This window comes from Methylocystis sp. MJC1 (genome assembly GCF_026427715.1).
Classification (GTDB): Bacteria; Pseudomonadota; Alphaproteobacteria; order Rhizobiales; family Beijerinckiaceae; genus Methylocystis.
In genome coordinates, this window is the sequence record NZ_CP107558.1 from 1,780,115 (window position 1) to 1,796,775 (window position 16,661).

At 64.3% G+C, this 16,661-nt stretch carries 16 protein-coding genes; 5 read left to right on the forward strand and 11 right to left on the reverse strand.

Annotation, left to right across the window (positions count from 1 at the left end; translation table 11 throughout):
* Positions 1-73: 73 nt before the first annotated feature.
* From OGR47_RS08585 to ftsE, 3 genes are all read right to left on the reverse strand, one after another.
* Positions 74-757, reverse strand: a complete 684-nt coding sequence (locus OGR47_RS08585; protein ID WP_246729605.1) for a YdcF family protein — start codon at positions 755-757, stop codon at positions 74-76.
* A gap of 94 nt (positions 758-851) precedes the next feature.
* Positions 852-1,832 carry a cell division protein FtsX gene (locus OGR47_RS08590; RefSeq protein WP_165050232.1) on the reverse strand — a complete coding sequence of 327 codons (981 nt, stop codon included), beginning with the start codon at positions 1,830-1,832 and terminating at the stop codon, positions 852-854.
* 5 nt (positions 1,833-1,837) lie between these two features.
* Positions 1,838-2,500 carry a cell division ATP-binding protein FtsE gene (gene ftsE / locus OGR47_RS08595; RefSeq protein ID WP_165050230.1) on the reverse strand — a complete coding sequence of 221 codons (663 nt, stop codon included), beginning with the start codon at positions 2,498-2,500 and terminating at the stop codon, positions 1,838-1,840.
* 153 nt (positions 2,501-2,653) lie between these two features.
* Here ftsE and OGR47_RS08600 point away from each other — a divergent pair, with 153 nt between their 5' ends.
* Positions 2,654-3,262, forward strand: coding sequence for a hypothetical protein (locus OGR47_RS08600; protein ID WP_165050228.1), 609 nt, complete (start codon positions 2,654-2,656; stop codon positions 3,260-3,262).
* 7 nt (positions 3,263-3,269) lie between these two features.
* Here OGR47_RS08600 and murJ read toward each other — a convergent pair whose 3' ends face one another.
* A complete protein-coding gene (gene murJ / locus OGR47_RS08605; RefSeq protein ID WP_165050225.1) occupies positions 3,270-4,811 on the reverse strand; it encodes a murein biosynthesis integral membrane protein MurJ in 1,542 nt (513 codons plus the stop codon).
* Between the two features lie 127 nt (positions 4,812-4,938).
* Here murJ and OGR47_RS08610 point away from each other — a divergent pair, with 127 nt between their 5' ends.
* A complete protein-coding gene (locus OGR47_RS08610) occupies positions 4,939-5,292 on the forward strand; it encodes a DUF2845 domain-containing protein (RefSeq protein ID WP_165050223.1) in 354 nt (117 codons plus the stop codon).
* 12 nt (positions 5,293-5,304) lie between these two features.
* Here OGR47_RS08610 and OGR47_RS08615 read toward each other — a convergent pair whose 3' ends face one another.
* The gene (locus OGR47_RS08615) at positions 5,305-6,210 is read right to left on the reverse strand and encodes a GGDEF domain-containing protein (protein WP_165050221.1); all 906 of its coding nucleotides are present in this window, start codon (positions 6,208-6,210) and stop codon (positions 5,305-5,307) included.
* Between the two features lie 378 nt (positions 6,211-6,588).
* Positions 6,589-7,023: a hypothetical protein gene (locus OGR47_RS08620; protein WP_165050219.1), complete on the reverse strand. Its 435-nt coding sequence runs from the start codon at positions 7,021-7,023 to the stop codon at positions 6,589-6,591.
* 348 nt (positions 7,024-7,371) lie between these two features.
* On the opposite strand from OGR47_RS08620, the gene OGR47_RS08625 reads away from it, so the two are divergent.
* Positions 7,372-7,587: a hypothetical protein gene (locus OGR47_RS08625; protein WP_165050217.1), complete on the forward strand. Its 216-nt coding sequence runs from the start codon at positions 7,372-7,374 to the stop codon at positions 7,585-7,587.
* Positions 7,588-7,634: 47 nt separating this feature from the next.
* On the opposite strand, the gene OGR47_RS08630 is transcribed toward OGR47_RS08625, so the two are convergent.
* Complete coding sequence (locus OGR47_RS08630) at positions 7,635-8,606, reverse strand: glycosyltransferase family 2 protein (protein WP_165050215.1); 972 nt, start codon at positions 8,604-8,606, stop codon at positions 7,635-7,637.
* Between the two features lie 50 nt (positions 8,607-8,656).
* Between OGR47_RS08630 and OGR47_RS08635 the strand changes: the two genes are divergently transcribed.
* On the forward strand, positions 8,657-9,517 hold the full coding sequence (locus OGR47_RS08635; RefSeq protein ID WP_165050213.1) for a ChbG/HpnK family deacetylase: 861 nt from the start codon (positions 8,657-8,659) through the stop codon (positions 9,515-9,517).
* Between the two features lie 67 nt (positions 9,518-9,584).
* Here the strand turns inward: OGR47_RS08635 and nadC are convergent, their stop codons facing one another.
* The 4 genes from nadC to nadA form a co-directional block, all read right to left on the reverse strand.
* Positions 9,585-10,436, reverse strand: a complete 852-nt coding sequence (nadC, locus tag OGR47_RS08640; protein ID WP_165050211.1) for a carboxylating nicotinate-nucleotide diphosphorylase — start codon at positions 10,434-10,436, stop codon at positions 9,585-9,587.
* A gap of 413 nt (positions 10,437-10,849) precedes the next feature.
* Entirely contained in the window at positions 10,850-12,394 is a 1,545-nt protein-coding gene (locus tag OGR47_RS08645; RefSeq protein WP_165050209.1) for an L-aspartate oxidase, read from the reverse strand.
* 3 nt (positions 12,395-12,397) lie between these two features.
* Positions 12,398-13,018, reverse strand: a complete 621-nt coding sequence (locus tag OGR47_RS08650; RefSeq protein WP_165050207.1) for a DUF4202 domain-containing protein — start codon at positions 13,016-13,018, stop codon at positions 12,398-12,400.
* A gap of 135 nt (positions 13,019-13,153) precedes the next feature.
* A complete protein-coding gene (gene nadA / locus OGR47_RS08655) occupies positions 13,154-14,248 on the reverse strand; it encodes a quinolinate synthase NadA (protein WP_165050205.1) in 1,095 nt (364 codons plus the stop codon).
* Positions 14,249-14,782: 534 nt separating this feature from the next.
* On the opposite strand from nadA, the gene OGR47_RS08660 reads away from it, so the two are divergent.
* Positions 14,783-16,636: a putative bifunctional diguanylate cyclase/phosphodiesterase gene (locus OGR47_RS08660; RefSeq protein WP_165050203.1), complete on the forward strand. Its 1,854-nt coding sequence runs from the start codon at positions 14,783-14,785 to the stop codon at positions 16,634-16,636.
* Positions 16,637-16,661: the final 25 nt, after the last annotated feature.

A 16,661-nucleotide genomic window follows, 5' to 3' on the forward strand; every position in this document is an offset into this window, starting at 1 on the left:
CAAGCCGCCGACGAATTGGACCGCGCGCCTTCGGGCGCGCATTTTTCCAGCGAGCCAGAAGGCCGCGGCCCGTTTACGGCGAAGCTGGCTCCGGACGCAGCCCCGTCAGATCGGGGCTGTTCTCGTTCTGGCGCAGCGTGATGCGCGCGAGGGCGCCCAGATATTTGAGATATTCGCCGCCGACCAGCCTGATGACGCCGGCGTCGCTCGCCCAGCCATCGACATTCACATGGTCGCTGACGACAGGGAAGGGATGCAGCGTCATATCCGGGAGTTCCGCCGAGAGCTCGGCGAGCGCGCGCGGCATGTGGTAATTTGAGGTCACGACGATGAGCGAATGGGAGATGTTGCGCGTGCGCGCCCATTCCCGCGTCTCTCGAGCGTTGCCGATCGTATCCTGGGCCTGATAGCCGAGATCGACGCAGCAATCGAATAGCTTATGGGAGACGGGCAGCAGCCTGGCCAAAACGGAGCTGCGGGTCCCGCGATTGACTCCGGTGATGAGCATCCTTTTCGCTTGGCCGCGCGCTAAAAGTTCCGCCGCCTCCTGCACACGGTCGGACCCGCCGGTGAAGACGACGATCCCCTCGGCCCTGACCGTCAGGCGCGGTTCGACGCGCGACAATGACAGCGCGAACCAGACGTATCCAGCCGCAAAGAGGAGGGCGCCAATCGCAAGGCCGGTGAGCGCCGCAATGCCGGCAACGCCCTTGAAACCGACCGGCGCCATCCCGGCCTGACGCGCTCCCGCCGCCACCTTGCTACTCTCCCGCCGCTTTCGTCGACCGTGCATCGAGGCTCGGTTTCTGGACAGATATATGGTCATAAGGCGGCGTTTCGGACGAGGGCCGTCATCCGAGCCGCCTCAGGTGGCGGAAGACGATCGACTGGGAAAGATAGCCAGTGAGAAGCGCAATGCCGCCCGCGAGCGAAAGGATGATAATCACGCCCTCGGCGCCTATTGAGAAATCGCCGAACATCGCCTCCATTTGTTCGCCGCCCGCCGTCGCGCGCCAATTTTGCATCAGCGTGCGCGCAAGGAAAAGAAAGGCGATCGCCGCGCCGCCGCCGATCAGCGCGCCGCGAAGTCCGAGCGCCAGAAAGCGGCGCTGGAACTCGCGCGCGATGAATGTATCCGCCGCGCCGACAATATGGAGCACCTCCACAATCTCGCGATTGGTCGCGACCGCCGCGCGCGTGGCCGAGACGACGGCGATGCCCATGGCGCCGAGAATGAGGACGAAGATCAGCGTCGAGACGGCGACGACGGCGCGCGCCATATCGCCGAGACGTTCGAGAAATAGTCGGTGGTCGTCGAGCACGGCGTTCGAGACGGCCTCTGCGAGATCAGCCTGCAGGACGGTGAGATCGGGGCGCTGTTTGGGATCGAGCTTGACCACGATCATGCGGGGCGTCGGCAATTCGGAGAGGTCGAGGCCTTCGCCGAGCCAGGGCGACAGCAGCGCTTCCGATTCGGCTTTCGTATAGATCTGCGCCTCGCGCACGCCAGCCGTCTTGCGCAAGATTTCGGCCGCGGTCGTCAGATCGGCCTCGATATCGCGACCGGGCGTCGGCCGGACCTGGACGCTGACTTCGCTCGACGCTTCGGCCCGCCATTCGACGCTCGCCTGGGCGACAAGCAGCGCGGCGCCGGCGGCGAGGGCCGCGAGGAAGGTCATGATCGCGATGACGATGACCAGCGAGCGACCGGCGACGGAATCGGTCGGCACCAGCGGCGAGCGGAAGGCGGCCTCCTCCTCGGCGACGGGCGCTGATTGGCGCAGGACCCGAACGCGCGCGAGGAGATCGGCGACGAGTGGCGGCAGCTCCATCCGCCTCACTCGAAAATATGGAGACGGCCGTCCGCGAGCACGAGGCGTCGCGCGGCTTCATATTGGTCCATCAGGCTCAGATCATGCGTTGCGATCACCACGGCGGTCCCGGATTTGTGCAGCTCCACAAAGAGCCTCAGAATGCGGCGGGCAAGAGTCGGATCGACGTTTCCTGTCGGCTCGTCGGCGAGCAGGAGCTTTGGCTGCGAGATCAACGCGCGCGCGATGGAGGCGCGCTGCTTCTCGCCGCCCGAGAGCACGGTGGGCAGGCTGTGCTTGCGCTCGCCGAGACCGACCCACTTGAGCAGCTCGATGACCTCCGAACGATAACTTGCCTCCTCGCGCCCCAGGACACGCAGCGGCAGCGCGACATTCTCATAGACGGTCAAATGGTCGAGCAGGCGAAAGTCCTGGAACACGACGCCGATCCGCCGGCGCGTGTCGGCGATTTCATCCGTGTCGAGCGTCGCCGAGTCCCGCCCGAAAATATTGATGAGTCCGCGCGTCGGCTTCAGCGCCATGATGATGAGGCGCATCAGCGTCGTCTTGCCGGCGCCTGAAGGCCCGGTGAGGAATTGGAAGGAACGCGGCGCGATGTCGAAGGTGACGTCGCGAAGCGTTTCCGGGCCGACGCCATAGCGCAAGCCGACGTTTTCGAAGCTCAGCAACTGTCTGCCGCTCCAGGCGATCGAGCCGCCTCAAAAGCGGCGTTGGTTAGCTGGGAATCAACGCTAGAGAATAGCAGTTCACGGCCCCTTAACCATAACGGCGCCTAATTGAGCCGCGCGCCAGCACCAATGCTGCGTCAGTGGGAGCCTGAAATGAGCTTTACTCAGGAAGAGGACATCCGCCGGCGCAGCGCGCCTCAGGAAATTGCCGCCGAAGCCTCGAGCGAGTTTTCGCGCACCCCGAGCTTCGATGAGCTGTGGGGCCGGCCCATGCGACCCGTCGCGCGTCAGGCGCCAGAGGTCAAGCGCGACCGCGCCCCTATCGTCGCCGCCATTATCGCAATCATCATCGGCGCTACGGCAATGATCGCCATGCGGGAGCGAATCGTTCGCATCGCCCCGCCGCTGGCGACGACCTATCGTGCGCTCGGCATGCCGGTAAATCTCGCTGGGCTGGAGCTAAGGGACGTGCGCTCGCGCATCGTGATGGACGGCGCGCGCCGGGTGCTGGTCACCGAGGGCGAGATCGTCAATATCCGCCGCGACCGCAACGCGGTCCCCGCGATCTCGCTTGCCGTGCGCGGGACGAATGGACTCGATCGCTATCGCTGGACCGCGCCCGCGCCGAAGTCGCGGCTGGACGCTGGCGAGAAGATCGCATTCCGCGCCCGCCTCGCGTCCCCGCCGGAGGACGGCGCCGAGGTGCTGGTGCGCTTCGCCAAGCTGGACGCGGAGAAGGGTCAAGCGCCGACTTACAGGTAAAAGCCGGCTAGCGCTTCAAGCGCGCCCGCAGAGCGCCGATTCTGATTCCCATGACATGGAGCGCGCCGGCGGCGGCCACGCCATAGACAACCGCTCCCGCAGCCCCCAAAAAGATCAGCGCCGCGAGATTGGCCTGAGAGCCGAAATGCGCTCCCAAGGCCAGCGCGGGCGCTCGGCCAAAAGCGGCGACCACCGAGAGCAGCGCGCAGGCGGCGACGGTCGCCCCCAGGGTCTTGGCGAAAACGCTATCGAAGTCGATGAGCTCACGGTGGATGGCGATCGCCACGAGCGCGCCGAAGTTGATCCAAAGGCCGACCGAGGTCGCGGTGGCGAGACCGACGGCTCCGAGCGGCCGGAAAAGGGCGACTTTGAGCGCGACATTCACGGCGAGCGCCGCGAGCGCGATCTTCATCGGCGTCGCCGTGTCGCCGCGTGATTGAAAGCTCGCGCGGGCCGAGGCGATCAGCACCAGCGCCATCAGCCCGCCGCCATAGGCGGCGAGCACGTCGCCGGCGGCGATGGCGTCGGCCGCGGTAAATTTGCCGCGCATAAAGAGCCCTGCGACGATGAGCTCCGGCAACATCACGAAGGCGATGAAGAAAGGCGCTGCCAGCGCGATGGTCAGCGCCATGGTCCGGCTCTGCGCCTGATGCGCGCCGTCCACGTCGCGCGCTGCGATGCGGCGGCTCATCTCGGGGAGCAGGACCGTGCCCGCCGCAAGTCCGATCACGCCAACCGGAAGCTGATACAGCCGCTCGGCATAGGAAATCGCCGACACGCCGCCATCCGCGAGCATGGAGGACAGGATCGTGTCGGCAAAGACGGCGATCTGCGGGCTGGCCGAGCCGATCACCGCCGGGCCGAGATTGACGAAAAACTCGCGCACGCGCGGCCAATGCGGCTTGCGCAGGCCGCGCAAGACGCCGATGCGCCGCGCGCCCCACATGAGGAGGCCCAATTCCAACGCGCCGGAAATCGTGACGCCCCAGCTCGCCGCATAGCCGGCGTTGGGGAACAGAAAGGCGACGGCGAGCGCCGCCATCACCGTGAGATTCATGAGGTTTGGCGCGAATGCCGGCAGCGCGAAACGGCCATGGGCGTTGAGCGTGCCCATATGCAACGCGAAGAGCGTCATGAAGAGCAGGTAAGGAAAGGTGATGCGCGTGAGGCTCACGGCCAGCGCGAATTTCTCCGGCCGGTCGCCGAGCCCCGGCGCCAGCAGCCCGACGAATTGCGGCGCGAAGAGCCAGACGAGCGCAAGCAGCACGATCTGCGAGACGAGGAGCAGCGTATAGACCTCGCCGGCGAATTCCTCGGCCGGTTCGGCCCCGTCCTGCTCCAGCGCCTTTGCGTAGCAGGGAATATAAGCGGCGTTGAAGGCGCCCTCGCCGAAAATGCTGCGGAAACTGTTGGGCAGGCGCTGTGCGATGAAGAAGGCGTCGGAAACGACGCCCGCGCCCATGATCGCCGACTGCATCGCGAGCGACAGAAAGCCCGTGAGCCGCGAGAGCAGGGTGAAGCCGCCGACCGAGAGAAGATTGCGAATCATCGGCTGCCTTTTAACAGGATCGTTTTCAAAATCAGCGTCTCTTCCGCTTGCGGTGGCGGGCGGCCCCGAGAATGCCTAATTTCGCTAGCGGGCGTTTATCGGGCGGCGCGCCGCCGGGGTCAGAAATATGAGATCGAGCCTGCTCCTTGCCGTTCCTTTGCTTATCGGGACCGTTGTTCCCGCCTTGGCGCTACGCTGCGGGTCGGAGCTTGTCGTCGAGGGGCAATCGAAATTCGAGGTGCTGCAGCGCTGCGGCGCGCCCGCATATACGGACGAACACATCGAATACCGGGCCGGGGGGCCCAATCCGACCATTCCGAGGCCGCTCGATTCCCTCGAGCAAACCTATCCCTTTCCCGTGGCGCGCGAGGTGTCGGTCGAGCAGTGGATCTATAATTTCGGCCCGACCCAGCTCATGTCGTCACTCACCTTCGAAAACGGCCGTCTCATCAAGATCGAAACGCTCGGCTACGGGAGGTAGCGTCGTTGGGCCCTAGACGCCGCCCGGAGTGACCCGGTTTCGACCTGAGGACTTCGATGCGTAGAGGCAGGAGTCCGCGCGGCTGATGAGCTCGGCTGGCGTGTCGTTGGGGCGCGATTGCGCGACGCCGAACGACGCGGTGATCTTCTGGGCCTGCGGCTTGCCGGCAATCTTCCAATTATTGCCGTGGAGCCATCGCCGCATTTTTTCAGCGATAGCGACGGCGGTCTCAACGCTCGTGTGGGGAAGGATAACCGCAAATTCCTCCCCGCCGAAACGGGCGACAGTATCCTCGGCGCGCGCATGTTTCTGCATCTGATCGGCGAACATCTTCAGCACCTCGTCGCCAACGAGGTGGCCATGCTCGTCATTTATGCTCTTGAAATGGTCGAGATCGGCCAGGATCAGGCTGACCGCGCTCGCGCGCCGATTGGCGTCCGCCAGGATATTGGTGAGCTTGGCGTCGAAATATCGACGGTTATAAGCGGACGTCAGAGTGTCCTTCTGAGTCTCGGCCTGCTTTTCCGCGAGTTCGAAGCGCAGCTTGCTGATCTGATCGCGAGAATTGCGCAAGCTCGCCTGATAGGCCTCGGTCTCCTTCAGCATTTTCTGGTTTTCGGAAATCAGGAATTCAATTGCCGATCGCAGGCGATCCGGAGTGCTCGCCTTGGCAAGCTCGTCGCTTCCTCTGAGCACCGAATCCGCGAACTTCTGATTACGTTCAGCATATCCCTGGAGGAGGTCGATGATCGCTGAGATCTCGTCGTCGAGCCGGCCTTTGACGATTGCGAGCTTGGCCGGCGTAAACCTCGAGGCGTTCGACTTCTCCGTAACGACAATCGTCGCGCCGATCAGCGTTAGCGCGATCACGGCGAGGTTTCGGGTCAAAGCGAAAGGCTCGTGAACGATTTGAATCATTCTGCCGTCGGCTGAGGTTTCCGTCGTCCAGGACTGAATCGCCCAAGACCAAAGGCTCGAAATGTCCGACGCGCTTTGGGGTTGCGCCTTCACGGTCATTCCGGCGAAGAAAGCGACGCAAAAAACGAGCGCAAAAGCAGAAAGCAATGGGGCGATGGACCGTAGGGATCTCACGGGGCTTCCAATTCGCTGGGCAACCAAAAAGAAAGAAGAGAGCCGACGCATGGGGACCAGACCCGACACGCCGGCGTCCGCCTCCTGACTGCAGGAAGGGATCAGGAGACCTCGCCAGGATAAATCTTTAGCCTTGCTGGAAGCTGACGCTCCGGCAGGCGTCCGATTAAGCAGCGATTTTATAGCGTTCCTGTTAACCGAGCGCTAATGCATTGGGCAATGCTGGTAATAGCCGCCCGTGAGCTTGGTCACGCGCCCCGTGGCGTCAGCGCTCCAGCGGAGGTTCCCGCTATGCTGGCATTTGTCGTTCAGGCCCGCGCGACGATCGTAGGTCGCGACTCGCGCCAACGGAGAGGCGCGCTTGAAGCCCTGCGCGGCCAGCGCGTCCAAAAGGTCTGGCTCGGCGAGGCCGGCGGGAAAGGCTTGATCGAGCCGCGCGCGGAAGAATTCTTGATCCGCCTCCGTATTCGAATCCGGCAGATTTTCCAGAAGCGCGGGCAACGGCGCTTCCGCCCCGAACCAGACGAGGCGTAGCCCGAATGCGAATGCGAGGAAAAGCAGGGCCGAGAGACCCAAGATGATCGCCAATCGGGGGCCGGCGGGGCGCGCAGCGGCTGTCATGAGGGGACCAAATATCATTTTTCCGCCATTCAGGCGACTATACTTCGGCCAGGAGGTGCGCCGCGGCGGGTAAGGAAGTGGAAACCAAGGCGGCAAACATGTGAAATCCAATCATTATATCCGCGCGAAACATAATACCGGCGCGCCTTTGCAATAGCCGTGAGCCGCCGGTCAGGCATTATGGCCAAGCTTACGCGACCGGCCGGGCACAAGGCAGGCCGGGGTGCGGGCGGTTCGCGCGAGAGCAGGAGGAGCCACGCAAATATCCCAGGGTGGATGCCTTGCTCTGGGAAATTCGGATTAGAGAAACGCGTTGTTCGAAGTCTCCTAGTTTTCATTGAATAGATGCCGCCAGGAACCGAAAACATGTCCCACGCTAATCTTGAGCCGGAATTTCAGGAAGACGCTGCAATATATATCAGTGACATAAGCGCCGAACTCGCCGACATGGCGATACGGTCGCAACTGCTGACGGTCGCCCATCTTCTTCAAATGGCGAGGATCGAAGCCCTATCCTCGCTCGATTGCCTTCCCGGTTCGATCAGCCTCGATCGGTCGAGCGACGGCGAAGCAGCAACCTGAGGGGCGAGAAGACGTAAGTCGCTTGGCGAAGGCGCTGCGCGCCTTCCTCATTCTTTGGAGTGTCCGGGTTCTCTTTTGGCTTCCACCCGCTCCGCCACGAGATAAAGCGGCCGTCCTTTCACCTCGTTGAAAATGCGCGCGACATATTCCCCCAGCACGCCCAGCGAAATGAGCTGGACGCCCGAGAAGAAGGCGATGGAAACGACCAGCGTCGGAAAACCCGGCGTATCGACGCCGAAAAGCATGGTGCGCACCCAATAATAGCCGGCCAAGCCGAGCGCGAAGATCGAGATCGCGAGCCCGACGTAAGTCCAAACCTTGAGAGGAATCGAGGAGAAGGACATGAGCCCGTCCAGCGCGAAGCTGACGAGGCGGGTGAAGTTGAATTTCGATACGCCGCTCGCCCGCGCATCAACCTCGAAAGGCACGCCAATCGACTTGAAGCCGATCCAGGCGTAGAGGCCTTTATTGAAACGGGCGCGTTCGCGCATGGAGAGCAAGGCGTCGGCAGCCTGTCGGTCGAGCAGACGGAAATCCCCGGCGCCGGGCGGCAGCGAGACGTCGCCGAACTTCGCCAGCAGCCGGTAGAAGATCTCCGTGAAGAAGATGCGCGTTTTGGGGTCGGTCGCGCGGTCGGCGCGTTGGCCGTAGACGTTTTTATACCCCTCGCGCCATCTCTCGACGAATTGGACGATGACCTCGGGAGGATGCTGCAGGTCGGAATCCATGATGACGACGGCGCGGCCGCACGCGTCGTCGAGACCTGCCGCGATCGCCACTTCCTTGCCGAAGTTGCGCGAGAAGGAGAGGGCGCGAAAACGCGGCTCCTCGGCGCACAGGGCCCGCAATTCTTCCAAGCTGTCGTCATGCGACCCGTCGTCGACGAAGATCGCTTCGAAGCTCACGCGCGCCTGTGCCAGCGCGGGCGTGAGCCGCGCCGCAAGCGGGCGCAAATTGGCGCGCTCGTTGAAGACAGGGATGACGACCGATATATCGGGGATCTCGATGGTGTCGCTCATGACGCAGGCTTCAAGCAGAAATTCGTCGCGCGGCATAGATGGGAGGCGGGATGGCCAAGGCAAACGAGCGGATCGTCGCGCTTTGCGCGGATGACTATGGCCTCTCCCAAGGGGTCTCGGTCGGCATTCTGAAGGCGCTCGACGCCGGGAGGCTGACGACTGTCTCGGCGCTGGTCAATGGCTCGCGCTGGCCCGCCATGGGCCGCGATCTGCTGCGCCGTAGCGAAAACGCCGACGTCGGTCTGCATTTCAACCTCACCCTTGGGCGCCCGCTTTCGCCCATGCCGACGCTTGCGCCGACCGGGACCTTCCCCGCCATCCGGCAAGTGATCGGCCTCGCCATGGGCGGCAAACTCCCCATGGACGAAATCCGCGCCGAGATAGAGCGACAGCTGGACCGTTTCGAGGCGGTGATGGAGCGGCGGCCAGATTTTGTCGACGGGCATCAGCATGTGCATGGACTGCCGGGGATTCGCGAGGCGCTGCTCGACGCCATGGCCGCGCGTAAGCTCGCCGGCCGCGCCTGGGTGCGCGACGCCGCCGATGGGCCGCACCGCATCGCGCTGCGCCGCGCGCATGTCGGCAAGGCGCTTACCGTGCGCGCGCTGACCTCGGGTCTTCGCCGCGCCGCCAAATGGCGCGGCTTTGCGGTTAATGACGGCTTTTCCGGCTTTTCCGATTTTGATCCCGGGAAGGATTACGCCAAGGCCTTCGAGACATTTCTGCGCGCGCCGGGGCGGCGCCACCTCATCATGTGCCACCCGGGTCACGTCGACGACGAGTTGAAGGCGCTCGACCCCGTGACGATCACGCGCGAGCAGGAACTGGCGTTTCTGTTGTCGCCGCGCATGCCGGAGATGCTTGAGAGGCGGGGGCTGAAACTCGGGCGGTTGAGCGCCGCGTTGAGTTGATCGAATGGGCCGCGCGCCTTCCGGCGCGCCTGTGCGCTGCGAGCCTGAAGGCTCGCGGTCCCGGCGGTCAGGCGATTTCTATATCGAGCCCCAGGTCTAGAACCCTCGCGGAATGCGTCAGCGCGCCGACCGAGATGAGATCGACGCCAGTCTCGGCAATCTCGGCGACGGTCTCGAGCGTGACGCCGCCCGAGGCTTCGCAGATCATTCGGCCGCCAACCATCTCGACGGCTCGGCGCAGATCGGCGGGTTTCATATTATCGAGCAGCACGGCGTCGGCGCCCTCGGCCAAGACGTCCTTCAGCTGACCGAGTGTATCCACCTCGATCTCGATCTTTACAAGATGACCGACGAAGCGCTTGGCTGCGCGCAGCGCCGGGACCACGCCGCCCGCGACCGCGATGTGATTGTCCTTGATGAGCACCGCGTCATCGAGCCCAAAGCGATGATTGGCGCCGCCGCCGCAACGCACCGCGTATTTTTCCAAGGCGCGCAGGAGCGGCGTGGTTTTGCGCGTGTCGCAGACCTTGGCTTTAGTATGCGCGATGCGCGCGGCATATTGAGCGGTCAGCGAGGCGACGCCGGAGAGCCGGCCCATGTAATTCAGCGCGACGCGCTCTGCGGAGAGAATGGCGCGCGCCGGCCCCTCTATGCGCGCGACAATGTCGCCGCGGGCGGCCTTGGCGCCGTCCTTGAGCCACGCTTCGACGCCGATATTCGAATCCATCTGCCGGAAGGCCGCGCGCGCCAAAGGGAGGCCAGCGACGACGCCCGTCTCTCGCGCGGCGATCACGGCTCTGGCCGCGGCGCGGGCGGGGATGATCGCCTGCGTCGTAATATCGCCGGCGCGGCCGAGATCTTCCGCCAAAGCGGCGCGGACGGCGTCGTCAATCAGAAGAGGTGAAAGGTTGAAGCTCATGCGCCGTCTCCAATGAGCCACCCTGCCTGCGGCATCTCTCCCCCCTTTGCGGAGAGAGGGCGATAATCTCGGGCGAAAGTGGGGGCAGGCCCCACCCGATCCCGCTACGCGGGCATACTCTCTCCGCAGGAGTTACCGCATGCACACATCTTCATGCCGCTGCCCTCGTCATGGCCGGGCTTGTCCCGGCCACCCACGCCACGCAAACCGCAGCTAATGCTGGGCAGCCGCCGGGGACTTTGGAGCCTCCAAAACCCTACATGAACTTTATCCATAGTGATAACGCGTCTTGTTGGGTTGTGTCCCTGGGCGTGGGTGGCTGGGACAAGCCCGGCCATGACGGCCCCGAGATGTGTGACTTCCTTAGCCCGCAATGGGGAGGGAGGGGGGATGCAGATTAGCGCATGCGGCCGTCACGCCCCAACCTCATCCGCAACCCGCAGGGCCTCAGCAAGCGTCATCTGCGAGCGCCGGGCGAAGGCGGGGTCCGGCTGCGGATAATCGGCGCGGAACTGCGCGCCTCGGCTCTCGCGTCGCGCCAGGGACGAGGCGGAGATCATCAGCGCCGTGGTCAGCATATTGGAAACTTCGATGTCCCGCGCCCGGCTGGAGAGGCGGCGGATCGCTTTGAGCGCGCCGGAGAGCCCCGCCGCGTCGCGGATGACCCCGACATTGGCGGACATGAGGTCGCGCAATTCCTCGATTATTGCGAAATCGCTTTCGCGCGCGGAAGCCTCCGCGCGCTCCGCGCCGACGCGCAAATCGATATCCTGCAAAGGTGTTGCGGCAATGTCGTCCGCCACGCGTGCGCCGAAGACGACGGCCTCCAGAAGCGAATTTGAAGCGAGACGATTCGCGCCATGCACGCCCGTCGAGGCGACTTCGCCGACCGCCCAAAGACCTGAGACGCTCGTGCGTCCCCGCGCGTCGGTCCAGACGCCGCCCATGTGGTAATGCGCCGCCGGCGCGATGGGGATGGGCTCGGTTACAGGGTCGAGGCCGGCCGCCCTGCAGCTCGCATAAACCGTCGGGAAGCGAAGCGGAAACTCCGCGCCGACGGCGGCGCGGGCGTCCAGAAAGGCGCCGCGTCCCGCCTTGACGCTTGCGAAGACGCCGCGGGCGACGATGTCGCGCGGGCCCAGCTCTGCCGCCGGATCGACGTCGAGCAGAAAGCGCCGGCCCTCCCGATCGACGATAATGGCGCCTTCGCCGCGCAGCGCTTCGGTCGCGAGCGGCGCCGGGTCGGCGTCTATGTCGATCGCCGTCGGGTGGAACTGCACGAATTCAGCGTCCGCGACAATGGCGCCGGCGCGCGCCGCCATGGCGAGCCCGACGCCGCGCGACTCGACGGGATTGGTGGTGAGCCGGTAGAGATGGCCGACGCCGCCGGTCGCGAGCACGAGCGCGGAGCAGGGGATGTCGCAGATTCGCCCCGAGGCGTGGCGGGCGCGCACGCCCACGACGCGACGGTCGCGCGTGATGATCTCCTGCGCGGAATAGCCGTCGACGACGGTGACCGACGGGGTCTCGGCGATCTTTCTTTCCAGCGTCTCCATGATGGCGCGGCCCGCCCCGTCGCCCATGACGCGCACGACGCGGCGGCAGGAATGCGCGGCCTCGCGAGAGGGCGAGAAAGCGCCGCCGTCCTTGCGATCGAAGGGCGCGCCCATGGCGGCGAGATCCTCGACGCGCGCGCGCGCTTCCTGCGCCATGCCGAGCGCCATTTCGGCGTCGACGATGCCGGCGCCCGCCGCCATCGTATCCTCGGCGTGGCGTTCCGGCGTGTCGCCATCCTCGACCGCCGCCGCAATGCCGCCCTGCGCCCAATAGGAGGAGCCGCTCGCGCCGAGCGGCGTCGGCGCCAGAATGGCGACTGGATGCGGCGCGAGTTTCAGCGCGCAGAAGACGCCGGCGAGGCCGCCGCCAACGATGATGATGGGAGGAAGCTTTTTCGGCATACGCTAATCGAGTGAGACGGCGGCGAGCCGTTCGAGTGCGGCGGCTTCGCGCGCCACGGCGGCGGCGGCGAGCGCGCGGGCGCGCTCGGGCAAGGGTAAAGCAAGCGCTGTAGCATGACCCTTGGGGGACATCTTGCAAAGGGTCTTGCCGAGAATATCGACGATCTTGTCGTCGGAGTAGCCGTCATATTTGGCGAGGAACTCCTCGAAGTAATGTTCGAGGAAGACGACCGCCGCGACATTCTCCAAGGCCTGCGATTCCGGGTCTTTTTTCAATTGTTCCTTCCGGATCAGCGCGCCGACATGGGCGATCGACGCTTCGTCGTAGCCGTTGGCGCGCATGATCCTGCCGGCGAGATCGGCGTGGTGAACGCGGCAGGCGCGTCGCCAATCGTTATAGCCCTTGCGCCCTTCCGGGTAATCGCCGCGCGGAATCTCCCAGCGGCGCAGATGCTGCGCGCGGGCGGCGATTTTCAAAAGGTCCGAGGCCTCGGGGTAGAGCGCGGCGAGACGCGCGCTCATGCGCTCTGCGTACACCGTCTCGACGGCGCGGCCGTCGACTTTGCGGGGGTCTTCGGCGTTGGCGGCGTCGATGGCGGCAAGGACCGCGTCGAGAGAGGGCATGTGGTTTTCCCGTTGCGCCCCCTCCCCAAGCCTCCCCCGCAAGCGGGAGAGAGAGCAGGGTTGAGGCCTTCATCGACAGCGCCGATCATGAGCGCCCCCTCTCCCGCGACAGCGGGGGAGGGTTGGGGAGGGGGCTCACCCCAGATCGATCATCCGCTGCACGCTTTGCCGCGCGCGGGCGGCCACGGCCGGGTCTACCAAGACCTCCTCGCGGATGTCGAGCAGCGCGTCGAGAATCTTCGGCAGCGTAATCCGCTTCATATGCGGGCAGAAATTGCAGGGCCGCACGAATTGCGTGCCCGTGGTTTCCGCCGCAATATTGTCGGCCATGGAGCATTCGGTGACGAGCAGCACGCGCGCCGGCTTTTTCGTGCGCACATAATCGATCATCGCCGCCGTGGAGCCCGAGAAGTCGGATACTTCCACGACCTCGCGCGGACATTCGGGATGGGCGATGACCTTGAGGCCGGGATGATCGGCCTTGAAGCCTAGGATTTCTTCGGCCGTGAAAAGCTCGTGCACTTCGCAGGCGCCGTTCCAGGCGATGATCTTCACCTTCGTCTGCGCGGCGACGTTCTGCGCCAGGAAACGGTCGGGGACCATGATGACGCGATCGACGCCGAGGCTCTCCACCACCTTCACCGCGTTGGAGGAGGTGCAGCAGATGTCGACCTCGGCCTTCACCTCGGCAGAGGTGTTGACATAGGCGACCACCGGCACGCCCGGGTATTTGCGGCGCAGCGCGCGAACGTCGGCGGCGGTGATCGAGGCGGCGAGCGAGCATCCGGCTTCCGCGTCCGGGATCAGCACGGTCTTTTCGGGGTTCAGGATCTTCGACGTCTCGGCCATGAAATAGACGCCGCCCTGGACAATCACCTCGGCGTCGGATTTCGCCGCAAGCTTCGCGAGCTGCAGGCTGTCGCCGATATAGTCCGAGACGCAATGGTAGATTTCCGGCGTCTGGTAGTTATGCGCCAGAATCACCGCATTGCGCGTCTTCTTGATGTCATTGATCGCCTTTACGTAAGGCGCGTGAAACGGCCATTCGATCGCCGGAATCACCTTGGAGACGCGCTCATAAAGATGGGCCGTCGCCGCCTCGACCTCGGGGGTCCACTCCAGATTCGGGCGCGGAATGATCGGAAAGCGGCCGTCGGGCCCCAGGCCCAGCGCGCGCGGACGGATCGTCGGCGCTGGCGCTCTCGTCAGTTCGGCGGATTGGGACGTCATGGCTCGCTTGCCCCTCAAAGTAGTCGACGCCTGCGCGGCCTTGATATACTCAATTTGAGTATAAGCCGGCCCTACAAAAACTCCGCGGCGAACCCCGCCCGGAGCGCTCATTCGCTAGAGCTTAATGACACTCGTCGGCGCCCGCAAGCCCAGCTGCCCGAGAGATGTTCTCGCGGCGAGCATAAGTCAAGGGCACATCGGGGAAAATGAGATGTTAACCCCTTCTGGGGCGGGCCCCAGGGCTTTAACAATTGTCAACGTCTGCGGCGGATCATCGAATCCAAGACCCTCCCGGCATGACGCCGGGGGCAAAGAGGGCCGCGGGCTGGCATGACAATTTTAACCGCTTTTTCCGGCGCGCTTTCGCGCCTCCATATTTCCCTTTTTAATTCCGATGAGTCTTGTTTCGCGCGTCTTCGTCATTTTCTCGAAGGCGACCCACTCGCATTCGAGGCTTGTCCGCTGTCGCCTTCTGTACGGGGTCGTTTTCGCGCCGAACAGCTGACCGATCTGGAGCGCGGCACACCTGTCATCTTGCTCGTCTCCTGTTTCAGCGCCCTGACCTTTTTGTTGCTGATGTGGGAAACGCCCATTGCCGGGCAGGTCGGAGTCTGGTCGGCGCTCGTATTTTGCCTTGCGGGGATCGTTTATGCCCGGCGGGTGAGCGCGCCCGTGCGCCAGTGCAGCGCCGCTTCCGCGAACGGCGTCTGGCGCGCCACTGCGAATGCGTTCTTGCACGGCACGCTGTGGGGCGCCTTTCCGGCGTTTTTTTTCGCCGACTCGGCGCTGCCGCAGCAGCTCGTCATCGTGGGATTCGTCTTATCGACCATGTTTGGCGGCGGTTTTGCCCTCTGCATGATCCCCGGCGCCTTGCTGGCGCATGTCACGCCGATCTGGGCGGGCTTTGCCGTCGCGCTCTTGGGCAAGCATGATCCCGCGTTCAACGTCGTCGGCTTCACGACGGCGCTCTATAGCCTGGTGATGGTCAACGGCGCGTTCAAACGCGCGGCTGCGGCGGCGCAGCGTTGCGCGGCGGAAGCGGCGGCGCAGGAGGGCGCCCTTCGCGACGAGCTGACCAATCTGCCGAACCGCGTGGCCTTTCGTGAGGAGCTGTCGCGTTCCTTCGCGCGTCTGGCGCGCCGGAACGAATGCTTCGCGGTGATGTGCTTCGATCTCGACGGCTTTAAAAGCGTCAATGACTCGATGGGGCACGAGGCGGGAGATCTTGTCCTAATCGAGGCCGCGCGTCGGCTGAAGGCGTCCACGCGCGAAAATGACCTGGTCGCGCGTCTCGGTGGTGACGAATTTGCGCTGATCGCCGCCGACATTCACAATGTCGAAGACGCCGCGACGATCGCGCAACGCACCCTGGCCAATTTCCGCCCGCCATTCGAGGTCGAGGGGCGCAGCCTGCCGATCTCCATGAGCATCGGCGTCGCCATCGCGCCGAGCGACGGCGTCGACGCCGAAAGCATCATGCGCAACGCCGACAGCGCCATGTATGCGACGAAGCAGTCGGGGCGTCGCGGATATACGCTGTTTCGAGATCGCTTCGGCTTCATCGCGGAGAGAAACACGCTCGACGCCGAGCTGGACCGCGCCTTCGCCGAAAACGAGCTCTTTATGGTCTATCAACCCTTCGTTGATTCGCAGAGCTGCGAAACGACGGGTTTTGAAGCGCTTTTGCGCTGGCGCCATCCGGCGCGCGGCGTGCTCAGCGCAGCAGAGATCGTGCCGCTCTTCGAGCGCGAAGGGCAGATCGAGCGGGTGGGGGCCTGGGCGTTACGGGAAGCAATGGCCGAGGCAAGCGGATGGCCGTCGCATCTTAGGGTCGCGGTCAATGTCTCGGCGCTGCAGCTGCGCAAGCCCAATTTCGAAGCGATCGTCCTCGACGCTTTGAACGCGAGCGGTCTCGACCCCAGCAGATTGGAGCTCGAGCTCACCGAGACGGCCATGATCCTCGACGGCGAAAAAGCCTTCGACATGCTTGCCAGTCTGCGCCAGCTTGGCGTCACGACGGCGCTCGACGATCTCGGAACGGGCTATTCCTCTTTGGCGAATCTCGTGGGACTGCCCCTCGACCGGCTGAAAATCGATCGTTCTTTCGTCGCCAATCTCGAGACAAATCCAATGTGCGCTTCCGTCGTGAAGCTGACGATCGAGCTGGCGCGTTCTCTCTCGCTGTCGGTAACGGCTGAAGGGGTCGAAAACCCGCGCCAGCTCGGAATGCTCCGCGAATTCGGATGCCGCGAGGTGCAGGGCTATTTGTTCAGCGCGCCGCGGCCGGCGACGCGGATCGCCGCGCTGTTCGAAAGGTGCCCGCTCGGCGGAGATGCGCAGACGCTCCCGCTCCAGCATGTGGCCAAAAGTTGCGTTCTAGCCGGGTGAGCCTCTTGGAGCGGAGGGGTCGCGG